This is a genomic window from Caulobacter sp. FWC26 (assembly GCF_002742645.2).
Lineage (GTDB): Bacteria > Pseudomonadota > Alphaproteobacteria > Caulobacterales > Caulobacteraceae > Caulobacter.
On sequence record NZ_CP033875.1, the window covers coordinates 3,734,279 to 3,755,299 of the forward strand.

21 protein-coding genes are annotated in these 21,021 nt (G+C 68.6%); 13 read left to right on the top strand and 8 right to left on the bottom strand.

Annotation, left to right across the window (positions count from 1 at the left end):
• Positions 1-200 precede the first annotated feature (200 nt).
• The 5 genes from rpmH to CSW63_RS19320 all read left to right on the top strand — a co-directional run bounded on the left by rpmH (position 201) and on the right by CSW63_RS19320 (position 4,141).
• A complete protein-coding gene (gene rpmH / locus CSW63_RS19300) occupies positions 201-335 on the top strand; it encodes a 50S ribosomal protein L34 (protein WP_004622337.1) in 135 nt (44 codons plus the stop codon).
• A gap of 93 nt (positions 336-428) precedes the next feature.
• Positions 429-881 (top strand): ribonuclease P protein component, encoded by a 453-nt coding sequence (gene rnpA, locus CSW63_RS19305; protein ID WP_062099564.1) that lies wholly within the window; start codon positions 429-431, stop codon positions 879-881.
• Positions 882-888: 7 nt separating this feature from the next.
• Positions 889-2,736, top strand: a complete 1,848-nt coding sequence (gene yidC, locus CSW63_RS19310) for a membrane protein insertase YidC (protein ID WP_062099565.1) — start codon at positions 889-891, stop codon at positions 2,734-2,736.
• A complete protein-coding gene (yihA, locus tag CSW63_RS19315; RefSeq protein WP_082749747.1) occupies positions 2,736-3,425 on the top strand; it encodes a ribosome biogenesis GTP-binding protein YihA/YsxC in 690 nt (229 codons plus the stop codon). Before yidC ends, yihA begins: the two co-directional genes overlap by 1 nt.
• 230 nt (positions 3,426-3,655) lie before the next feature.
• A complete protein-coding gene (locus CSW63_RS19320) occupies positions 3,656-4,141 on the top strand; it encodes an ASCH/PUA domain-containing protein (RefSeq protein WP_062099566.1) in 486 nt (161 codons plus the stop codon).
• A gap of 65 nt (positions 4,142-4,206) precedes the next feature.
• Here CSW63_RS19320 and CSW63_RS19325 read toward each other — a convergent pair whose 3' ends face one another.
• The 4 genes from CSW63_RS19325 to CSW63_RS19340 form a co-directional block, all read right to left on the bottom strand.
• Positions 4,207-4,662: a chemotaxis protein CheW gene (locus tag CSW63_RS19325; RefSeq protein WP_168193694.1), complete on the bottom strand. Its 456-nt coding sequence runs from the start codon at positions 4,660-4,662 to the stop codon at positions 4,207-4,209.
• 158 nt (positions 4,663-4,820) lie between these two features.
• Positions 4,821-4,940, bottom strand: coding sequence for a cytochrome bd-I oxidase subunit CydX (cydX, locus tag CSW63_RS19330; RefSeq protein ID WP_062099568.1), 120 nt, complete (start codon positions 4,938-4,940; stop codon positions 4,821-4,823).
• An 18-nt stretch (positions 4,941-4,958) separates the two neighbouring features.
• Entirely contained in the window at positions 4,959-6,110 is a 1,152-nt protein-coding gene (gene cydB / locus CSW63_RS19335; RefSeq protein WP_062099569.1) for a cytochrome d ubiquinol oxidase subunit II, read from the bottom strand.
• A 13-nt stretch (positions 6,111-6,123) separates the two neighbouring features.
• On the bottom strand, positions 6,124-7,686 hold the full coding sequence (locus CSW63_RS19340; RefSeq protein WP_062099570.1) for a cytochrome ubiquinol oxidase subunit I: 1,563 nt from the start codon (positions 7,684-7,686) through the stop codon (positions 6,124-6,126).
• Between the two features lie 123 nt (positions 7,687-7,809).
• On the opposite strand from CSW63_RS19340, the gene cydD reads away from it, so the two are divergent.
• Positions 7,810-9,450 (top strand): thiol reductant ABC exporter subunit CydD, encoded by a 1,641-nt coding sequence (gene cydD / locus CSW63_RS19345; RefSeq protein ID WP_062099571.1) that lies wholly within the window; start codon positions 7,810-7,812, stop codon positions 9,448-9,450.
• On the top strand, positions 9,447-11,036 hold the full coding sequence (locus tag CSW63_RS19350; protein WP_062099572.1) for an amino acid ABC transporter ATP-binding/permease protein: 1,590 nt from the start codon (positions 9,447-9,449) through the stop codon (positions 11,034-11,036). Before cydD ends, CSW63_RS19350 begins: the two co-directional genes overlap by 4 nt.
• Before the next feature lie 8 nt (positions 11,037-11,044).
• Here the strand turns inward: CSW63_RS19350 and CSW63_RS19355 are convergent, their stop codons facing one another.
• Complete coding sequence (locus CSW63_RS19355) at positions 11,045-11,152, bottom strand: hypothetical protein (RefSeq protein WP_127846998.1); 108 nt, start codon at positions 11,150-11,152, stop codon at positions 11,045-11,047.
• Between the two features lie 110 nt (positions 11,153-11,262).
• Between CSW63_RS19355 and CSW63_RS19360 the strand changes: the two genes are divergently transcribed.
• Together CSW63_RS19360 and fixJ are read left to right on the top strand one after the other, a co-directional pair.
• Positions 11,263-12,750 carry a PAS domain S-box protein gene (locus CSW63_RS19360; protein WP_062099573.1) on the top strand — a complete coding sequence of 496 codons (1,488 nt, stop codon included), beginning with the start codon at positions 11,263-11,265 and terminating at the stop codon, positions 12,748-12,750.
• Complete coding sequence (fixJ, locus tag CSW63_RS19365) at positions 12,743-13,351, top strand: response regulator FixJ (RefSeq protein ID WP_062099574.1); 609 nt, start codon at positions 12,743-12,745, stop codon at positions 13,349-13,351. The genes CSW63_RS19360 and fixJ overlap by 8 nt, the downstream gene beginning before the upstream one ends.
• On the opposite strand, the gene CSW63_RS19370 is transcribed toward fixJ, so the two are convergent.
• A complete protein-coding gene (locus CSW63_RS19370) occupies positions 13,348-13,725 on the bottom strand; it encodes a hypothetical protein (protein WP_062099575.1) in 378 nt (125 codons plus the stop codon). The genes fixJ and CSW63_RS19370 overlap by 4 nt on opposite strands.
• Before the next feature lie 173 nt (positions 13,726-13,898).
• Between CSW63_RS19370 and fixK the strand changes: the two genes are divergently transcribed.
• Positions 13,899-14,549 (top strand): transcriptional regulator FixK, encoded by a 651-nt coding sequence (gene fixK, locus CSW63_RS19375; protein ID WP_062099576.1) that lies wholly within the window; start codon positions 13,899-13,901, stop codon positions 14,547-14,549.
• A 2-nt stretch (positions 14,550-14,551) separates the two neighbouring features.
• On the opposite strand, the gene CSW63_RS19380 is transcribed toward fixK, so the two are convergent.
• Positions 14,552-15,865: an MFS transporter gene (locus CSW63_RS19380; RefSeq protein WP_082749748.1), complete on the bottom strand. Its 1,314-nt coding sequence runs from the start codon at positions 15,863-15,865 to the stop codon at positions 14,552-14,554.
• A gap of 133 nt (positions 15,866-15,998) precedes the next feature.
• Between CSW63_RS19380 and motA the strand changes: the two genes are divergently transcribed.
• From motA to mnmD, 3 genes are all read left to right on the top strand, one after another.
• Complete coding sequence (gene motA, locus CSW63_RS19385; protein ID WP_062099578.1) at positions 15,999-16,865, top strand: flagellar motor stator protein MotA; 867 nt, start codon at positions 15,999-16,001, stop codon at positions 16,863-16,865.
• A gap of 110 nt (positions 16,866-16,975) precedes the next feature.
• Positions 16,976-17,308 (top strand): hypothetical protein, encoded by a 333-nt coding sequence (locus tag CSW63_RS19390; protein ID WP_062099579.1) that lies wholly within the window; start codon positions 16,976-16,978, stop codon positions 17,306-17,308.
• Positions 17,309-17,510: 202 nt separating this feature from the next.
• On the top strand, positions 17,511-19,307 hold the full coding sequence (gene mnmD / locus CSW63_RS19395) for a tRNA (5-methylaminomethyl-2-thiouridine)(34)-methyltransferase MnmD (protein ID WP_082749749.1): 1,797 nt from the start codon (positions 17,511-17,513) through the stop codon (positions 19,305-19,307).
• Positions 19,308-19,547: 240 nt separating this feature from the next.
• Here the strand turns inward: mnmD and CSW63_RS19400 are convergent, their stop codons facing one another.
• On the bottom strand, positions 19,548-20,765 hold the full coding sequence (locus tag CSW63_RS19400) for an OmpA family protein (protein WP_099503071.1): 1,218 nt from the start codon (positions 20,763-20,765) through the stop codon (positions 19,548-19,550).
• Between the last annotated feature and the right edge of the window lie 256 nt (positions 20,766-21,021).

The window sequence follows — 21,021 nt, forward strand, 5'->3', positions numbered from 1 at the left end:
CTCCTCCCCCAGAGGGGGAAGAAGGTGGGCGGTGATCCTTCTTCCCCCTCTGGGGGAGGAGGGCCGCAGGCCCGGAGGGGGCCAGTATCTAACCCTCTGAACCGACTCAGGTTGACATCCCCGCAGCGTTCTTTTATCCACCGCGCCTCACTCGCGAGCCACCCGGCCCGCGTTCAACGTTTATTATTCGGAGCCACGTCGTGAAGCGCACCTTCCAGCCGTCGAAGCTCGTGCGTGCCCGCCGTCACGGCTACCGCGCGCGTATGGCCACCAAGAACGGCCAAAAGGTCGTCGCGCGTCGCCGCGCCAAGGGCCGCAAGCGCCTGACCGCCTAATTCTCTTTCCTCCCTCGGGAGGCGAGACGATGATCAAAGCCGCCTTTTCCACAGACCTGTCTTCAGGTTCTCGCCGGAAAGGCGGCTTTTTTCATGGCTGATCTCAAGTTCGCCCCGTTGCGCTTTGAGCGGCTGCGCAAGCGCCCCGACTTCCTGCTGGCCGCCAAGGCCCCGGCCCTGTCGCGCGGCGCGGTGTTCATCCAGATGCGTCCGCGCGGCGATGATGACCCCACCGTGCGGGTGGGCTTCACCGCCACCAAGAAGATCGGCGGCGCCGTCGAGCGCAACCGCGCCAAGCGCCGCCTGCGCGAGGCCGCCCGGCTGGTCCTGCCCCTTCATGCGCGCCCGTCGCATGACTATGTCTTCATCGCCAGAGGCGGCACGGGGACACGCGAATGGGCGCGTTTGCTTGACGATGTCAAAACCGCGCTGATAAGCCTCGCCGCCGACCAAGATCGCGGGGGACCCAAGGTTTCCCGGCGTTCCCCCGGCGCTCTCGACGACGCCGCCTCTTCATCACAGCCCGATCCCACAGTTTCCGGTTAAGCGCTCCATGCAGAACGACAACAAAAACACGCTGATGTTCATCGTCAGCGCGTTCGCGATCCTGATCGGGTACCAGTTCCTCGTCCTGGGTCCGCAGCAGAAGAAGGCCGAAGCCGAGTTCCGCGCCAAGAAGGCCGCCGAACAACAGTCGGCCGCCAAGGCTGGCGTGACCCTGGACGCCAACGGCAATCCCGCGCCGCTGCGCCTCTCGCGCGACGCCGCCAAGGCGCTGAGCCCGCGCATCGTCGTCGACACGCCCTCGCTGTCGGGCTCGATCTCGCTGAAGGGCGCGCGCATCGACGACCTGTTCCTGCGCAAGTACGACGAAACCACCAAGAAGGACTCGCCGCCGGTCGAGCTGTTCCGCCCCGAGGGCGCCGAGCACGCCTGGTTCGCCGATTTCGGCTGGGCCGGCGCCAATCTGCCGGGCCTGCCCGACAGCCGCACCGTCTGGACCGCCGCGCCGGGCCAGGTGCTGCGTCCCAACTCGCCGGTGACCCTGACCTATGACAACGGCCAGGGCCTGACCTTCACCCGGGTCATCTCCGTCGACGACCAGGCGATGTTCACCGTCACCGACAGCGTCAGGAACAACGGGACCAACGGGCTGCAGCTGGCGCCCTACGCCACGGTGCAGCGTCAGGGCGTCAGCGACGCCCTGGGCAAGAACCAGATCGTCCATGAGGGCGCCATCGGCGTCCTGGGCGGCGCGGGCGACCAGAAGCTGGAAATGGCCAAGTACGGCAAGTGGAAGAAGGACAAGCCGCTGCAGTCCTTCGACTCCGTCGGCGGCTGGACCGGCATCACCGACAAGTACTGGCTGGCCGCCCTGATCCCCGGCCAGGACCAGGCCATCAAGGCCCAGTACCGCGTGACCAACGTAGCGGGCGTCGACGTCTATGACGTCAACTTCCTGGCTCCGGTTCAGGTGCTGAACCCCGGCGCGACCATCACCCAGACCACCCGCCTGTTCGCCGGCGCCAAGACCGTGCCGCTGCTGCGCAAGTACGAGTACGGCGCCAATCCCGCGCCCGCGATCTGGGAGTTCTGGAACAAGACCAAGGCGGAAATCCCGCGCTTCGACGACGCCGTCGACTGGGGCATGTTCCGCTTCTTCACGCGCCCGATCTTCAACATCCTGGAGATCTTCTACCACCTGGTCGGCAACTTCGGCCTGGCCATCATGCTGCTGACCGTCGTGCTCAAGCTCGTCCTCTATCCGATGGCGGACAAGAGCTACGAGTCGATGGCCAAGATGAAGAAGATCGCGCCCGAGGTCGAAAAGCTGAAGGCCAAGCACAAGGACGATCCGGCCAAGCAGCAGCAGGAGATGATGGCGCTGTATCAGAAGGAAAAGATCAACCCGATGATGGGTTGTCTGCCGATGCTGATCCAGATCCCGGTCTTCTACTCGCTGTACAAGGTGCTGACCGTCACCATCGAAATGCGCCACGCGCCGTTCTTCGGCTGGATTCAGGACCTCTCGGCGCCCGATCCGACGACGATCTTCAACCTGTTCGGCCTGATCCCGTGGAATCCGGGCACGCTGCCGCTGATCGGCGCGATGATCGCGCACCTCGGCGTCTGGCCGCTGCTGTACGGGATCACCATGTGGCTGACGACGGCGATGAACCCGCCGGCCGGCGACCCCATCCAGCAGAAGATCTTCCAGTGGTTCCCGGTGATCTTCACCTTCACCCTGTCGGGCTTCGCCGTGGGCCTGGTGATCTACTGGTGCTGGTCGAACGTTCTGACCATCATCCAGCAGTACATCATCATGCGCCGCTACAAGGTCGAGAACCCGATCGACAAGATCATCGCACGCCTTCAGGGCAAGACGGCTGGCGCGACCTGATGAGCGACGAACAAAAGCTCCCCAAGGAACCGCCGGTCCTGCTGCCGGGCGCGGCCGACTTCACCGAGGAGCAGATCGAGACCGCGCGTGTGTTCTTCGCCCAGCCGGTGTCGTTCATCATGGGGGCGGTGCGCATGGACGCCATGCCGCCGTCCGACCTGCCCGAGGTGGCCTTCGCCGGCCGCTCGAACGTGGGCAAGTCCAGCCTGATCAACGGCCTGGTGAACCAGAAGTACCTCGCCCGCGCCTCGAACGAGCCGGGCCGCACGCGGGAGATCAACTTCTTCCTGCTGGCCGAGAAAGTGCGGCTGGTCGACCTGCCCGGCTACGGCTTCGCGCGGGTCTCGCGCTCGGTCGCCGACAAGTTCCAGGACCTGGGCCGGGCCTATCTGCGCGGCCGCCCGAACCTCAAGCGGGTCTATGTGCTGATCGACGCCCGCCATGGCCTCAAGAAGGTCGACCTGGAGGCGCTGGACGCCCTGGACGTGGCGGCGGTCTCCTACCAGATCGTCCTGACCAAGGCCGACAAGATCAAGCCGGCCGAGGTCGACAAGGTCGTGGCCGAGACCACCAAGGCCATCGCCAAGCGCGCTGCGGCCTTCCCGCGCGTGCTGGCCACTTCCTCGGAGAAGGGCCTGGGCATGCCGGAACTGCGCGCCGAGATCGTGCGGCTTTGTATCGAGGAATGACTTGAGAATCCGATCTCCCCGGCGAACGCCGGGGTCCAGATCGAAACCGCTAGTCCATGGGACGCCGATCAGACGGTAGGCGCGCCCACCCCAGCCGGTCCGGATGAATCTGGGCCCCGGCATTCGCCGGGGAAATCGGTTACTGGGGATATGTCCGGCGGATCAACCCCACGCTAGGGTTCCCCCGCCAGAACCCCCGGCTTCCTGTTTCGTAGAAAAGTCCGCCCGCCATGAACCGCCACGACCTCAAGACCTGGCCCAAGTACTTCGCCGCCGTCCGTTCTGGCCAGAAGCGCTTCGAGATCCGCCGCAACGACCGCGACTTCGCGGTGGGCGATATCCTGGTCCTGCGCGAGTTCGATCCGGCCACCGACACCTATACCGGCCAGTTCGAGGAGCGGCAGATCACCTTCCTGCTGTCGGAAGAAGACTATGGTGGCGTGATCCACGGCTTCGTGGCCATCGGCTTCGGCGACGTTCCGACCCACCCGACCGCGCCGGCGGAAGGCGCCCTGACCGCTCAGGAGCTGGCCGCCTGGCACGAGACCGCCTCGGCGAACGCCTCCCTGCGCGCGCAGGAGGCTCGCAAGGTCTCGGAGAGCTACGCGAAGAACAACATGAGCGTCGCGGCCGACCGTCACGGCGCGGTGGCCGACGCCGCCGAGGCCGAGGCCAGCTTCCACGCCCAGGCGGCGCGGATCGTCAGCCAGGGCTGAGCCGAAAGAAAAAGGCCGCCGGGACGCCCCGGCGGCCTTTTTCTTTTCCGTCAGACAAGCGCCGATCAGGCCGCTTCGCTGACCTGGGCCGGGAACACGTCGTCCATGCGCAGATAGGTGATCAGGCGGTTTTCCATCGAGATGATCGCCTGGATATAGCGCAGTTCCTCGACGCCAACGTCCGGCGCCGGCTGCAGGCTCTCACGCGGCACGGTGAAGGTTTCCGACACGGCGTCCACCAGAATGCCGGCCAGGCGGTCGCGGCACTCGACGACGACGATCACGTGGCGGGTCTCGGGGATCGTGACGCCCAGGCCCAGGCGGTTGCGCAGGTCGATGACCGGCATGATCGCGCCGCGCAGGTTGATGACGCCCCGCATGTAGTTGGGCGCGTGCGGGATCGGCGTGGCCGGCGTCCAGCCGCGGATTTCCCGCACCGTCTTCACGTCGATGCAGAACTCCTGCTCACCGATGCAGAACGAGATCAGTTCAAGAGCGGGCGCGGCGTTGTCGGTCATCACGGTTCCCCGTTGCGAATGGCTGCCCCGGAGCGGCGATCAACGCGCTTCCAGGCCTGAGCCAGAAGAACCCACGTCGCGTTTAACAAGCGTTAATTGGTGAACGAAGGGACCGCGCCGGAATGTCGCGGCCCCTCAATTCGGGTCTCGAAGCGGAAGGATCAGGCCTCGTCGAGGCCTTCGTCGCCCTCGTCGGACAGGCCGAACTCGTACCACATGCCGTTGAGCACGCCGAAGGCGACGGCCAGGCCCAGGCCCAGGATCCAGGTGAAATACCACATCGGTTTGTTTCCTTCGGATCAGTAGAGGTCGGGATTGACGGCCAGGGCGGCCGTGGTGCTGCGGCCCCAGAGGACCTTGTAGACCCAGGCGGTGTAGGCCAGCACGATCGGCAGGAAGACGATCGTCACGATCAGCATGATGAACAGGGTCATGTGGCTGGACGAGGCGTTCCACACCGTCAGGCTGGAGCGCGGGTCGACGCTGCTGGGCAGGATGAACGGGAACATCGACAGGCCCACCGTGGCGATGATGCCGGTGGCCGAGGCCGAGGAGCCGGTGAAGGCCATCCAGGCGCTCTTGGCCCGCAGGCCCAGCAGGGCCAGAGCGGCGCCCGCGAAGCCCAGAAGCGGCGCGACGATCATCCAGCCATGACGGCCATAGTTGTCGAGCCAGGCGCCGGGATCGCGCACGGCGGCGGCGCCGCGCAGGGGGTTGGACGGACCGGCCGCATCGGCCAGACCCTCGATCCGGAAGCCCATGCCGCCGAACGCCACCCAGAAGCCCCCGGCCGCGAACAGCACGATGCTGGCCAGGCCGGCGAGTTCGCCGAGGCGACGGGCGCGTTCGGCCACGGGGCCTTCCTCGCCCTTCACGGTGATCCAGGCCGCGCCGTGCAGCACCAGCATCGACACCGACAGCAAGCCGCACAGCACGGCGAACGGCGAGAACAGGCCCAGGAACGAGCCGTCGTAGAAGGCGCGCAGGTCGCTGTCCAACCGGAAGGGCGCGCCTTGCAGCACATTGCCCAGGGCCACGCCAAAGCACAGCACCGGCACGAAGCCGCCGACGAACAGCGCCCAGTCCCAGAACGCGCGCCACCGCGGATCAGGCCGCTTGGAGCGGTACTTGAAGCCCACGGGCCGCAGGATCATGGCGGTCAGCACCACGAACATGGCGAGGTAAAAGCCCGAGAAGCTGATGGCGTAGACGAACGGCCAGGCGGCGAAGATCGCGCCGCCGCCCAGGATGAACCACACCTGGTTGCCTTCCCAAGTGGCGCCGACGGTGTTGATCACCATCCGGCGTTCCTTGTCGGTCTTGGCGACGAAGGGCAGCAGCGCGCCGACGCCCATGTCAAAGCCATCGGTCAGGGCGAACCCGATCAGGAGGATCCCGACCAGGGCCCACCAGATCACGCGAAGCGTGGCGAAATCGACGGGGATTTCCATTGTCATGCCTCCTTCAGGCGACGGCGGCTTCGGGTTCGGGCGAACCGTCGGGGGCGGGATCGTGCAGGGCGTAGGGGCCGCGCTTGATGGTCTTGAGGATCAGGCCGACCTCGACCACCGCCAACGAGCCGTAAAGCAGGGTGAAGACCGCGATGCTGGTCAGCAGTTGCGGCACGGTCAGGCTGGACGCGCCCAGGAAGGTGGGCAGGACGCCCTCCACGGCCCAGGGCTGACGGCCGACCTCGGCCAGCACCCAGCCCATCTCGGCCGCGATCCAGGGCAGCGGAATGGCCGCCACCGCCAGGACCAGGAACCACTTGGTCTCGTGCTTGCGCAGGGTGACCAGCACGAAAGCCGTGGCGAACAGGGCGATCATCAGGAAGCCGATCCCGGCCATGATGCGGAAGGCCCAGAACATCACCGGCACAGGCGGAACCACATCCCAGGCGGTCTGCTTGATCAGCGCCGGCGAGGCCTGACGCGGATCGGCGACATGGCGCTTGAGCAGCAGACCATAGCCCAGGTCGCGGCGGTGTTGCTCGAAGGTGGCGCGCGCGGCGACATCGTTCGGATTGACCTTCAGGGCCTCGACCGCGCCATAGGCGATGACGCCAGACTCGATGCGATCTTCAGCCTTGGCGACCAGCTGGAAGATGCCTTCCACCGGCTTGTCCAGGCTGCGCGTCGCGATCAGGCCCAGCACGTACGGGATCTTGATCTCGTGATGGGTCGTGCGGTCGGCCATGCTGGGGATGCCGAAGGCGGTCAAGCCGGCCGGGGCGGGCTCGGTCTCCCACATGGCCTCGAGCGCGGCGAGCTTCATCTTCTGGTTGTCAGTCAGGGCGTAGCCGCTCTCGTCGCCCAGCACGACGACCGACAAGGCCGAGGCCAGGCCGAAGGCGGCGGCGACGGTCATCGACCGCTTGGCGACACCCGCATACTTGCCCTTCAGCAGGTAGAAGGCCGAAATCCCCAGCACGAAGGCGGCGGCGATCACATAGCCGGCGCTGACGGTGTGGACGAACTTGGCCTGGGCCACCGGGTTGAACAGCACGTCTCGGAAGCTGGAGACTTCCATCCGCATGGTGTCGGGGTTGAACGCCGCGCCGATCGGGTTCTGCATCCAGCCGTTGGCGATCAGGATCCACAGCGCCGACAGGTTGGTGCCCAGCGCCACCATGAAGGTCACGAACAGGTGGCCGACCCTCGACAGCTTGTCCCACCCGAAGAACATCAGGCCGACAAAGGTGGCTTCGAGGAAGAAGGCCATCAGGCCCTCGATCGCCAGCGGCGCCCCGAAGATGTCGCCGACATAGTGCGAGTAGTAGGACCAGTTCATGCCGAACTGGAACTCCATGGTGATCCCGGTGGCCACGCCCAGCACGAAGTTGATGCCGAACAGCGTGCCCCAGAAGCGCGTCACGGTTCGCCAGATCGGGCGCTTGGTCATCACATAGATGCTCTCCATGATGACCAGCATGAACGACAGCCCCAGCGTCAGGGGCACGAACAGAAAGTGGTAGAGAGCGGTTAGCGCGAACTGGAGTCGCGACAGGTCTACGACAGCGGGGTCCATGGACAGCTCCAAGGCGAACGGCCGATGATCGGGCCGGTCGAGAGGCTTGCTCTAGACCCGCGCGACCGCCCACTCCTTGATCAGGATCAAGGTAACGGGATGATCGCACCCTACACTCAACCGATGGGCGCCCGCATAGTGCAGATTGATCGTCAGGTTCAGGCCAAGGTTTGGCTCAAGGGTTTCGAGCGGAACGCCGCGTCGGCGATCCGTCGCGCCGGGCTGCTTGGCCTGGCTGACGGAATCGCCGCGATCGCCTTCGCCGCCGGCCTGGCTCTGAGCGTCGACGCCATCGCCCAGCTGCGCGGTTTGGCCGCAATCGCCCCATGGCTGATCGTCGCCGCCCTCGCCCTGGCCGCACGGGGCGCCCTGGCCATGGCGACCGGCGTGATCGGAGCGGAGGCGGCCGCCAGGACCAAGGCGGCGCTGCGCATAAGCCTGGCCCGAGCGGTTTTCGCCGGCCCGCGCCGGCCCGCCGCCGAAGCCGCCACCGCGCTGGTGGAAGGCGTCGAGGCGATGGACGGTCATGTCGCCCGCTTTCTTCCCACGCGTCTGGCGGCGGGGGTTCTGCCGCTGATCTTGATCGCCGCCGCTGCGGTGGCCAGCCCGATCGCCGCCGCCATCATGCTGGGCACGTTGATCCCGTTCATCCTCGCCATGATCCTGACCGGAACCGCCGCCGCGACCGAGGCGCGCGCTCAGTTCCAGGCGCTGGAGCGACTTTCCGCCCTGTTCCTCGACCGCGTCCGCGCCCTGCCTGTCGTCCTGGCCTTCCAGGCCGAGGGCGCGACCACGGCGGCGCTGACCCGCTCGGCGTCCAACCTCGCCGAACGGACGATCCGCGTCCTGCGCGTGGCGTTCCTGTCCTCGGCGGCTCTGGAGTTCTTCGCCGCGCTGTCGGTGGCGCTGGTGGCGGTCTATTGCGGCTTCAACCTCCTGCGCCTGCTGCCCTTCCCCGTCCCCGAACAGCTGGACCTCAAGCGCGCGTTCTTCGTGCTGGCGCTGGCGCCGGAGGTCTATGCGCCGATGCGCCGCCTGGCCGCCGGCTATCATGACCGTCAGGCCGCCGAGGCCGCCGCCGCCAGCCTCTCGACCTTCGAGGCCCCGGCGCCCAAAGCCGCCCACATTCCGCTGAAGATCGCGCCGTCGCTGCGCTTCGCCGGTGTGGAGATCCGCTATCCGGACACCGACGCCCCCGCCGTGCGCGGCTTCGACCTCGTCGCGCCCGCAGGCTCCGTAACGGCCCTGGTCGGCGCCAGCGGCGCGGGCAAGAGCTCGATCCTCAACGCCTTGCTCGGCCTGGCGCCGATCACCGCCGGCGCCGTCTCCATCAACGATAATCCGTTTACGGATCTTTCGAGCGACATCGCCTGGGCCGGACAGTCGCCGCTGATCCTGCCGGCCTCGATCGCCGACAATATCGCCCTCTCGCGCCGCGACGCCACGCGCGCCGAGATCGCCGAGGCGGCTGGCCGCGCGGGTCTTGGCCCCGCCCTGGCCGTGCGGCCGGGCGGCCTCGACTTCATGCTCGACGAGCGCGGCTCGGGGCTTTCTGGCGGCGAGCGACGCCGCCTGTCCCTGGCCCGCGCCCTGCTCAAGCCCGCCCCGATCCTGCTGCTGGACGAGCCGACCGCCAATCTCGACGCCGAGGCCGAGGCGGCGATGGTGGACGCCATCCGCGCCGCCGCGCAGGGACGCACCACCCTGATCGCCACCCACTCCGAGGCGGTCGCCGCCCTCGCCGACCAGGTGATCCGCCTGTGACCAGTCCGCTCGACGATCTGATCCGCGCCCAGAAGCGCCAGCGCGCCGGCGCCTTGCGCCTGGCCATCCTCAGCGCCGTGACGGTGGGCGCGGCGTCGACCCTGCTGCTGGGGCTGTCGGGCTGGTTCATCGTGGCCAGCGCCATCGCCGGCGGCGCGGGTCTGGCCGCCGCGCACGCCTTCAACGTGCTGCTGCCCAGCGCCGGGATCCGCCTGCTGGCGATCCTGAGGACCGCCGCCCGCTATGGCGAGCGGCTATCGGGCCACGCCGCCGCCCTGCGGGCGCTGGCGGCCATCCGCCCGGCGGTCTTCCAGAGTCTGGCCGCCGCGCCGGCCTCGGAGTCCCTCACGCTGTCGCGCGGAGAGGCTTCCGCGCGCCTCGTCCAGGACGTCGACGCGATCGAGACCCGCTTTGTCCGCCTCTCCGCCCCTTGGAACGCCGCCGCCGGCCTCGGCTCGGGCCTGGCCGTCACCCTTCTGGCCGGCTGGATCCCGACCTTGATCATCCTGGCCGCCGCCGGCCTGGCGATGCTGTCGGCCCAGGGCCTGGCCAGGCGCTTCTCGGCTCCGGCCCGCGCGGCGATCCAGGCGCGCACCGGAGCCTTGAAGGACTCGGTTGCGGCCTTGGTGTCGGCCTCTGCCGAGCTGCGCGCCTATGGCCTGGCCGACTGGGCGGGCGAGACGCTGAACGCCCGTGCGACCGCCTTGGACGCCGCCCGGCGCGACGCCGCCCGCGCCCAGGGGTTCATCGTTGCGGCCCAGGCGGTGATCGCGGGCGTGACCGTCGCGGCGGCGATCGCCTGCGCCGCGCCCGCCGGACCCGCGCTGGCCGCTCTGGCCGGCTTGGCGGCGGTGATGAGTCTCGACGCCCTGACCAGCCTCGCCAACGCCTTCGACCAGGACGGCGGCGCCCGGCAGGCCCGCGAGCGGCTGGACGCCATCCTGCGCCATCGCCCGCGTCCGGCGCTTCCGATCGCATCCTCGGCGACGCCCCTTCGTCTGCTGGACAACACGCTCGTGGCCGGAGACCGACTGGCGATCACCGGTCCGTCCGGTTGCGGCAAGACCACCGCCGTCGAGACTCTGCTGGGCCTGCGCGAGGCCGTCTCGCCCGCCGGGCGCGAGGCCTTCGCCTGGCTGCCGCAGGACGCCGGCCTGGTGGCGGGCACAGTCGCCGACAACCTGCGCCTGGCCTCGCCCAAGGCCAGCGACGCCGACCTCTGGGCCGCGTTGGAGGAGGCTTGCCTCGCCGATCGCATCCGCGCCGCGCCGGAGGGCCTTGCGACCTATGTCGGCGATGACGGCGAACGGCTGTCCGGCGGAGAGCGCCGGCGCCTGGCCCTGGCCCGCGCCTATCTGCGCGACGCGCCCTGGCTGCTGCTGGACGAACCGACCGAGGGACTGGACCCGGCGACCGAAACCCAGGTCGTCGCGCGCCTCGACGCCCGTCTGAAGCGCACGGGCCAGGGCCTGATCCTGGTCAGCCATCGCTCCGCGCCCGTGGCGATCTGCCCGAAGGTCCTGCGTATGGACGGAAAAGAAAAAGGCCCGGCGACCAAGTCGCCGAGCCTCGTCCCCACACCATGATCAGATCGCTACTTCAGGTTCACCCGGATATGCGTGGTGAACAGCACGATAGCGAAGGTCGCGAAGGCGCCGATCACCAGCGCCAGATAGGCCGTTTGTCCGCCCGACATCGACAGTCTCCCTTGTTAGAGAAGGTCAGGCTGCGGGGTTCGGCGCGGGCTCGCCTTGACCTGGCTCAAATGGGCTTGGCTATAACACCGTCGGATTCCAGGAGCCGCGCGCGACCATGAAACCGTCCAGGGGCCTGTCCTCGACCCTGTTCAGCGATCCCCACCCGACCGCCTATCTGGCCGCCTTCGCTGCGGTGATGGCGACGGCGGTGGCGCGTCTCTACCTGCCTGAAGCCTTCACGGCGCCCTCGTCCTTCCTGTTGTTCGTCCCGGCGGTGCTGGTCAGCGCGGCGCTGGGCGGAGTCGGCCCCGGCGTGTTCGGCACCACCTTCGCCTGGGCGGCGGTCTGGTGGGTCACCCGGGACATCCCGTTCGATCTGGTCAGCGGGCTGTCGGCGGCGATCTTCCTGTCGGTGGGCTTTGGCATGGCCGTGGGCGGCGGCTGGTTCCATGCCGCGCGCCGCCGCGCCGCCGCGATCAACGACCATCTGAGCTCGATCCTCGACACCGTGCCCGACGCCGTGGTGGTCATTGATCGGGCGGGGATCATGACCTCGTTCAGCCCGGCGGCGCAGCGGATGTTCGGCTGGACCGAGGCCGAGGCGATCGGCAAGAACGTCAGCCTGCTGATGCCCGAGCCCTACCAGTCCTCCCACGACGCCTATCTGGCGCGCTACGCCCGCACCGGCGAGAAACGGATCATCGGCGCGGGCCGCGTCGTCGTGGGCCGCCGCAAGGATGGCTCGACCTTCCCCATGGAGCTGGCGGTCGGCGAAACCCGAGGACCGACCCCCTCGTTCACCGGATTCATCCGTGATCTGACCGAACGCCAGGAGACCGAGACCCGCCTGCAGGAACTGCAGAACGAGCTGGTCCACGTCTCGCGCCTGACCGCCATGGGCGAGATGGCCTCGACCCTGGCGCACGAGCTGAACCAGCCGCTGTCGGCGATCGCCAACCTGCTGACCGGCTCGCGCCGTCTGATGGATCGCGGCCGCGAGGCCGACCAGGCGAAGGTCCGCGACGCCATCGACCGCGCCGCCGCCCAGGCCCTGCGCGCCGGCGAGGTGATCCACCGCATGCGCGACTTCGCCCGGCGCGGCGCCAGCGAGCGCGAAGCCGAGAGCCTGTCCAAGCTGATCGAGGAAGCCTCGGCCCTGGCCCTGATCGGCGAGAAGGAACGTCAGGTCGATGTCCGCCTGAAACTTGATCCAAAGGCCGACGATGTCTTCGCCGACCGGGTCCAGATTCAGCAGGTGCTGCTCAACCTGATCCGCAACGGCATCGACGCCATGCAGGCCCAGGAGCCGCGCAAGCGGGCGCTTCTGATCCGAACGGGCCTCACCGAAGAGGGGTGGTCGGAGGTCAGTGTCGCCGATACGGGGCCTGGCATCGCGCCGGAGGTGCTGGAGCGTCTGTTCCAACCGTTCATGACCACCAAGCCGCAGGGGATGGGCGTGGGCCTGTCCATCTCGCGTTCGATCATCGAGGCGCACGGCGGCCGCATCTGGGCCGAGGCGAATCCTGGCGGCGGCGCGCTATTCCGATTTACGTTGCCGCCGGCCGAGTCCTTGGCCGGCGAAAAGGAGACGATCGATGACTGACGCCCCCGTGGTCCACGTGGTGGATGACGACGAGAGCGCCCGCGAGTCGTTGGCGTTCCTCCTGGAGTCGGCCGACTTCGAGGTCGTGACCTACGCCAGCGCGCCCGCGTTCCTGGACGCCCTGCCGCAGGCCAAGCCCGGCGTGATCATCACCGACGTGCGAATGCCCGAGATGAGCGGCCAGGACCTGGTCGCCCGGCTGTCGGCCCTGAAGATCAAGATGCCGATCGTGATGATCACCGGCCACGGCGACATCCCGATGGCGGTCGAAGCCATGCGTTCGGGCGTGGTCGACTTCCTGGAAAAGCCATTCTCGGAGTCGCGGATGCTGGACGCGCTCAAGCGCGCCTTCGCCAGCGTCGAGGCCGCGCCTGTCTCCGACGACCAGGCGGCGATCCTCAAGCGGATCGAGAGCCTGTCCGAGCGCGAGCGCCAGGTGCTGGACGGCGTGGTGGCCGGCCACGCCAACAAGGTCATCGCTCGCGATCTGGGAATCAGCCCCCGCACGGTCGAGATCTATCGCGCCAAGCTGATGACCAAGATGCAGGCCGACAATCTGGCGGCCCTTGTGCGCATGACCCTGTCGGTGCGCGGCGGCTAGAGCCCCGGCGCGGCGCGGGCCAGCAGGGTCGAGAGCTCACGGCCCAGCCTGTCGTCCAGCAACGGCTTTTCCACCAGGGTGACGCCGGTGACGCCTCGTCGGGCCAGGCGTTGCGCGTCGCCGGTCAGCACGATCGTCGGTCGGCCGGGGGTCGTTGGGGGCAGAGTCGTGTCACCGTCGTCGATGACCACGCAGGCTGCGGCCCGACAATCCGAGCAGGACAGGCACCCGTGGGTGTCAGCCGGCGCCCGCACGGCATAGCCGTCGGTCTCCAACGAGAACCGCAGCGCGTCGCGCAGGGCCTCGTCGTCCACGAGGAGAAGGATCATGGGACGGTCGGTCTCGCCGTCCGACGGGTCGGGCCGGTCGCACATGAAACCAGCACGCCACGAGAACGCTCGGCGAACCTTGATCGGCGTCAAAATCGCCGACCTCCGCGTTTGTCGCTAAGGGACTCCCCTTAGCGAGCGCTCCTTAGGCGCATGCCCCGAATTTCGCATCGGTTTGAGATGGCGCAAAAAAACCACAACAACCGAGGGGGTTTCCAATGCTGTCTCCGATGCGCGCCAAGACGTTTGAAAACGATCACCTGTTCGACTCCGTCCTCCCGGCTCCGGGGGCGTGCGCGCGGTTTCATCGCGACGAGGAAATCTTCGGCGAAGGCGAAGCCGCCGACTATGTCTACCAAGTGGTTTCCGGCTCGGTCCGCACCTACCGGATCCTGCGCGACGGCCGCCGCCAGATCGACGAGTTCCACTTCGCGGGCGACTATTTCGGCCTGGAGATGACCGACACCCACCGGATCAACGCCGAGGCCATGTCTGACGCTACGGTACGGATGATCCGTCGCGGCGCGCTCAGCGATCTGGCCGCCCAGCGGGGCGACGCGGCGCGGGCTCTGTTCCGCCTGACCGCCGAGGGCCTCCAACGCTGCCAGGACCACGTGCTGATGCTGGGCCGCCGCTCGGCTCAGGAACGCGTGGTGGGTCTGCTGCTGGACATCGCCACCCGCACCCGCGCCGACGCCGAACTGGACGTGCCGATGAGCCGCCAGGACATGGCCGACTATCTGGGCCTGACCATCGAGACCGTCTCGCGCACCCTGACCGCGCTGCAGGACGAGGGCCTGATCGCCCTGCCGACCGTCCGCCACATGGTGCTGAAGGATCGCCGGGCGTTGGAGCGCCTGATCGCCTAAGACTAAACCCCGCCCTCGTCGGACCGCTCCAGCCCGGCGATGGCGGCCTCCTCGTCGGCGTCGCCCTGGTTGACCGAGCGCAGCATCACCTGGCGCAACGCATAGACCAGCAGCCCGCCGAGGATGACAGTGTTGAGGACGAACGGCGCCCAGCCGATCTTCTCGTAGAGCAGCACGAACAGCGGCGCGACCACGACATTGAGGCCGTTGATCGCGGCGATCGCCCCGGCGGCGCCGGCCTGGTCCTTGGCCTCCACCGACAGCGACGCCCCCGCCGTGAAGCCCGGTCGGGCGAAGCCGTAGCCGAGGCTGGCGATCGCATAGCCGATCGCCACCGCCGCATAGTCCGGCGCGAAGGCCACGACGATATTGCCCAAGGCGGCGGCCGCGACGCCCCAGCGCATCAGCTCGCGCGGCCCCATGCGGAACATCCGGATCAGGCCCCACTGGGCCAGAAGGCCGGCCACCGCGCCGGCGGCCATGGCCAGGGTGATGAAACCCTGGGCCTTGATCGGCGACAGACCCAGCTTGTCGATGATCAGAAAGCCCAGCGTCTGGGTCTGGGCCGTCTGGCACGAAGCGACCAGGAAACCGAAGATCAGGAACGGCTTGAGGCGCGGGTCCTTCCACAGCGCCGCGCCCTCGCCGCGCCAGGGCAGACCGAGGCGGCGCCGGGGCGGGGTGTCGCCATGTCCGGGCTTGAAGGTCTCGGGCAGTCCGCGATGGACCACCGCCAGCATCACCGCCGCCAGGGCCGCGAACGCCACCATCGGACCGGCCAGTCCCACCCCCGGCAGCACGAACAGCGGCGCCAGCAGCGGTCCGACCACGGTGCCGAGGCCAAAGGCGCCGGCCAGGCTGGCCATGGTCTGGGTGCGCTCCTCGCGACTGGTCCGCTCAGCCAGATAGGCCTGGGTCGCCGGATTGGCCGCCGAGCCAAAGCCGCCGAACAGGGCCCGCGCCAGGAGGAACAGCACGAAGATCACCATCGGCGGCGCCAGATGGTGCAATCCCGCCGAGACCACGATGGCGCACAGCGTCATCGAGACGCAGAAGCCCGCCAGGCCCAGCATGATCAGCGGCTTGCGCCCACGAAGGTCGGACTGCCGCGCCCAGAACGGCGATGTCACCGCCCACAGCACCGCCGACAGCGAGAAGATCCCCGCCACCAGGGCGTCGGGAATGCCGATCTCGCGCCCGATCGCCGGAAGCACGGACAACATGCCGGTGTTTCCCAGGGCGGTCGCCACCGACACGCCGAAGAGAATGGCGAAGGCCCGCCGGTTCGTCCGGCCGTTTTGAATATCCCCGGTCATCAAACAACCGTTAGACCCGCACACGGGTCCACGCAATGTGCCGACAATCACAGACGCTCGACCGCCCGGGCGAGAACCTTGGATTAATCATTAACCGCGATGATGCGCCGTCAAACTCGGGGCGACCTACACCATGTTCCAGATCATCGGCATCGTTCTGCTCTTCGGCCTGGTGTTCGGCTCGTACATCATCTCGGGCGGCAAGATGGACGTGATCATCCACGCCGCGCCGCACGAACTGATGGCCATCGGCGGCGCGGGCGTCGCGGCGTTCCTGATCTCGAACTCGATGACCGTGATCAAGGCCACCCTCGGCGGCTTCGGCACCATCTTCAAGGGTCCCAAGTGGAAGGCGCAGGACTATCGCGACCTGCTTAGCCTGCTGTTCCTGCTGACCAAGACGATGAAGTCCAAGGGCGTCATCGCGCTGGAAGCCCACATCGAAAAGCCGCAGGAAAGCACGATCTTCTCGCGCTACCCGAAGATCGCCCACGACCACTTCGCCGTCGACTTCATCTGCGACACCCTGCGGATGATGACCATGAACCTGGAAGATCCCCACCAGGTCGAGGACGCGATGGAGAAGCAGCTCGAGAAGCACCACCACGAAGCCCACCAGGCGGCGCACGCCCTGACGCAGTTGTCGGACGGTCTGCCGGCTCTGGGCATCGTGGCCGCCGTGCTGGGCGTCATCAAGACCATGGGCTCGATCACCGAGCCGCCGGCGGTGCTGGGCACCATGATCGGCGGCGCTCTGGTCGGTACGTTCATGGGCGTGTTCATGGCCTATGGCCTGGTCGGCCCCATGGCCACGCGCCTGGCTTCAGTGCTGGACGAGGACGCGGCCTTCTACAAGATCATCCAGGCCGTCCTGGTCGCGCACCTGCACGGCAACGCCGCCCAGATCTCTGTGGAAATCGGCCGTGGCAACGTGCCCACCGCCTGCCAGCCCAGCTTCGCCGAACTGGAAGAAGCCCTGTCGCAGATCCCGAACGAGTAAGGCCTTCCCGCCCTACGGACTCGTAACTTGCGCGGCCGTTCGAACCGGTATTCCTTTCGGGCCGAAGACGTCGCCGCCAAGGCGACGCGGCCAATCGAAGGGGAGACCTCATGACCTCGACCATGATCCGTAAGCTGCTGATCGCCGGCGCCGCCGTCTCGGCCCTGTCCCTGGCCGCCTGCGGCAAGAAGGAAGAAGCCGCCGCTGACGACGCCGCCGCCAAGGCCGCCGCCGCCGAAGCCGGCACGGTGACCGACGCCGCCTCGGCCAAGGACCAGGCGGCCGCCGACGCCAACAAGGCCGCCGCCGACGCCGCCGCCGCGCCGATGGATCCGGCCGACGCCGAGGCCCAGAAAGCCGAAGACGCCGCCGCCACGGGCGCCACCTCGACCGCCGCCCCGGCCGAGGCCGCCAAGCCGGAAGAGAAGAAGGCCGCGCACTAAGGCTTCCCTCGATCTCAAAACCGATCTCCCCGGCGAATGCCGGGGTCCAGATCGAAGGCGCCAGCGCCCTTCGTCGAACCCAGGCGAAGGGCGTTTTCACGTCCGACGCTCAAGCTGGATCTGGGTCCCGGCATTCGCCGGGGAGATCGGTGTGCGGACTGCGACCTTGACGCTCGCCCCCAGCAGGCGCTGTAGCACCCCCATGGACCCCACCGCCCCCTCCGAAGGATCGCTCGACGGCTCGCCGCTGGTCTGGCGCGAAGACGGACTGCCCCAGTCCAGCCTGTACGGCGACGTCTATTTCTCCAGCGTCGATGGGCTGGCCGAGACGCGGGCGGTGTTCCTGGCGGGCTGCGGGCTGCCGGAGCGCTTCGCCGAGCGGCGGGATTTCGTGGTCGGCGAGCTGGGCTTCGGCTCGGGCCTGAACATCGCCGCTCTGCTGGACCTGTGGCGACGCGAGAAGCCCCCCGGCGGGCGACTGCACATCTTCTCGATCGAGGCTCACCCCCTCTCCCGCGACGAGGCGGGGCGGATCCTCGCGCACTGGCCGGAGCTGGGCGAGGCGGCGCAGGTGCTGCTGGAACACTGGCCCGGCCGGGCGCGGGGCTTCCATCGCGTGGACCTGCCCGGCTTCGACGCGGTGCTGGATCTGGCCGTGATGGACGTGGTCGCGGCGCTGGAAGCCTGGGACGGCCAGGCCGACGCCTGGTTCCTCGACGGCTTCTCCCCCGCCCTCAACCCGGCGATGTGGCGCGACGAGGTTTTGGCGGCGGTCGGGGCGCGCTCGGCCCCCGGCGCGCGGGCGGCGACCTTCACCGTGGCCGGCGCGGTGCGTCGGGGCCTGACGGCGGCGGGGTTCGAGATCGCCAAGCGCCCCGGCTTTGGCCGTAAGCGCGAGCGCCTGGAAGCCTGGCGGCCGAGCGCGCGTCCGGTCGCGGTTCGCCCCGAAACCCTGGCGATCATCGGGGCGGGGATCGCCGGCGCGGCTCTGGCGCGCGCGGCGCGCGCGGCGGGTCTGTCGGTCTTGGTGGTGGATGATCCCGAGGCGCCCGCCGCCTCCGGCAATCCGGCCGCGCTGGTGACCCCGGCGCTGGACGCGGGCGGCGGCCCGCGGGCGGCGCTCTACGCTCAGGCGCTGACGCGCGCGGTCACGCTATACGAGGCCGAACCTTCGGCGATCATCGCCCGTGAGGTTGTGCAACTGGCCGCCGGCGAGCGCGACCCCGCCCGCTTCGCCACCGTCGCGGGCCAGGATCTGTTCGAGCCGGGCGCGATGCGGCCGCTGACGGCGGAGGAGACTTCGGCCCGGCTGGAGACGGCCACCCCGGCCCTGGCCATGGCGGGCGCGCGAGTCATCGCGCCGGCCGAGGTCATCGCCGCCTGGTCGGGTCCGGTGCTGCGACGACGGGTCGCCGCGGTGGAGCGCGACGGCGAGGGCTGGCGGCTGCTGGATGCGACCGGCGCGCTGATCGCGCGCGCCGATCGGCTGGCCCTGGCCGGAGGGGCCGACGGCGCGGCGCTGCTGGCGGACGCGCCCCTGCGCCCCGTGCGCGGACAGGCTAGCTGGACCACCGGACACGATGTTCCGCCCGTCGCGTTCGGCGGCTATGCGATCCCCACCCGCGACGGCCTGCTGTTCGGCGCCACGCACGACCGTGACGACACGGGAACCGAGGTCCGGGCGCAGGACCACGTTCGAAATCTCGAGACCCTGGCCAAGGGTCTGCCGACCCTGGCGGCGAGGCTGGCCGGCTCCGCCTTCGCCGGGCGCGCGGCGCTGCGCGCGACCACGCCCGACCGTCTGCCGCTGGCGGATGTGCGCGAAGACGGCGTGGTCGTGCTGACCGGCCTGGGCTCGCGCGGCTTTTGCCTGGCGCCGCTGCTGGCCGAGCATTTGGTGGCGCGGATGCTCGACACCCCGTCGCCCGTGCCGCGCCAATTGTCGCAGCCCCTCAAACTGACGCGTTTCGACTCGCCTGACAGGCGTAACCGCGTATAGTCGAACACGGTTATCGGAGCGCCTTCGGCGACGGCGGAACGCTCCGGACCCCACAAGAACACATCTGGCCGGCGCCCCCTTCACTGCCGGCCACGTGACGGCGGACCGCCGCCCTCTTGGCCCGCCGGATCAGACGCTCCCGACGCCCCATCGGGAGCGTCTTTTCGTTGGAGACCCTCACACGGCGCAAAAAAGGGGCCGGCCTCGCGGCCAGCCCCCACTTCTGTCGATCAGACGTCCTTATTGGAAGTTGATCGAGACCGTCGAGCGGCGGTTCAGCGGTTCCTTGACGCCATCGCCGGTAGCGACGGCCGGAGCGCTTTCGCCCTTCCAGTCGACCGCCACGGTGGTGGCGTTCAGGCCCATGCCCACCAGGCCGTCAGCCACGGCGCGCGCACGGCGCTCCGAGAGCTTGCGGTTGTAGGCGTCCGAGCCCGAGGTGTCGGTGTGGCCGGTGACGACGACGCGGGTGGCGTTGCCGCCCTTGGCGTATTCAGCGGCCTGCTGGACCACGGCCTGGGCTTCCGGCGTCAGCACGTACTGATCGAACGGGAAGTAGACCACGAACTCGCGCGCCTCATAGGCCGGAGCGGCCGGCGGGGGCGGCGGCGGCGGCGGGGGAGCCGGCTCGGGCGGAGGCGGCGGCGGCGGCGGAGGCGGCGGCGGCGGGGGCGGAGGCGGCGGGGCGCCGAAGGTGTAGCGGATACCCAAGGTCACCGAGGTGTCCTTGTAGCGGCCCGAGAACGTGCCGACATCGGTGATCGAACCGCCGGCCGGCCCCACGTTCTGGGTGACCGAACCCCAGTCGAGCTTCGAGGTGCGCAGGTAACGGCCGGTCAGGTCCATCGACCAGTTGTCGGCGAAGTTCCAGGCCACGCCCAGCAGACCCTGCATGGCGAACGCCTGATCCACGTCGTCGAAGTTGGTGTTCTGGTAGATGGCCGCGCCCGCCGGCACGCCCGGCAGCTGGCCATAGACCTTGTTGTGCACCCACGCCGTACCCGCGCCGACGCCGACGAACGGGCTAAAGCGCGAGTCGCCGCCCATGTCGAAGATGACATTGGCCATCAGGGTCGAGGCCTTCAGCTCGCCCTTGGGCTCACCGCATTGCGGCGAGGACGAGGTGCGGGCGACGCCCGGCAAGCAGAGGCCGACCGGCTGGGCGCCGCTGAGGCCCGCGCCACGAACGCCCTGCATGTCGCTGGGGCGATAGCCGTATTCGGCCTCAACACGCCAGTTCGGCGAGAACTTGTAGCCAAGGCGGCCGAACGCGGCCCAATCCTTGTCGGCGTTGAAGTTCCACTGATAGCCGTTCGAAGACGTCGCCTTGACGTCCTTGGGCTCGTGATAGCCAGCGTCACCCGCGACGTACCAGCCGCTCAAGGCGCTTTGGGCCGAAGCGCCCGAGGCGGCGCACAGCGCTACCGCCGCGACACCGACCAGCAACCGCATGTTCATTTGAAAAACCCTCTTCCTACGAAAGTCGCGGACCCGACATGTTCCCCGGGACCTGGAGCACAAACGCGCCATGCGCGGATTCAGGTGTGGCGCCTGAGCAACAAATTGAGGCGAACTACGAAAAATGTGGCGGCGGGCGCCACGCCAAGGCGGCGCTCGACCGGCCGGCCAATGCGCGAACATGTCGCGAACAGCCAAGATTGCAGAAGAATCCGGGCTTCTTCATACTCGCCTGATCGGTGAGTTGGAGCGTTGT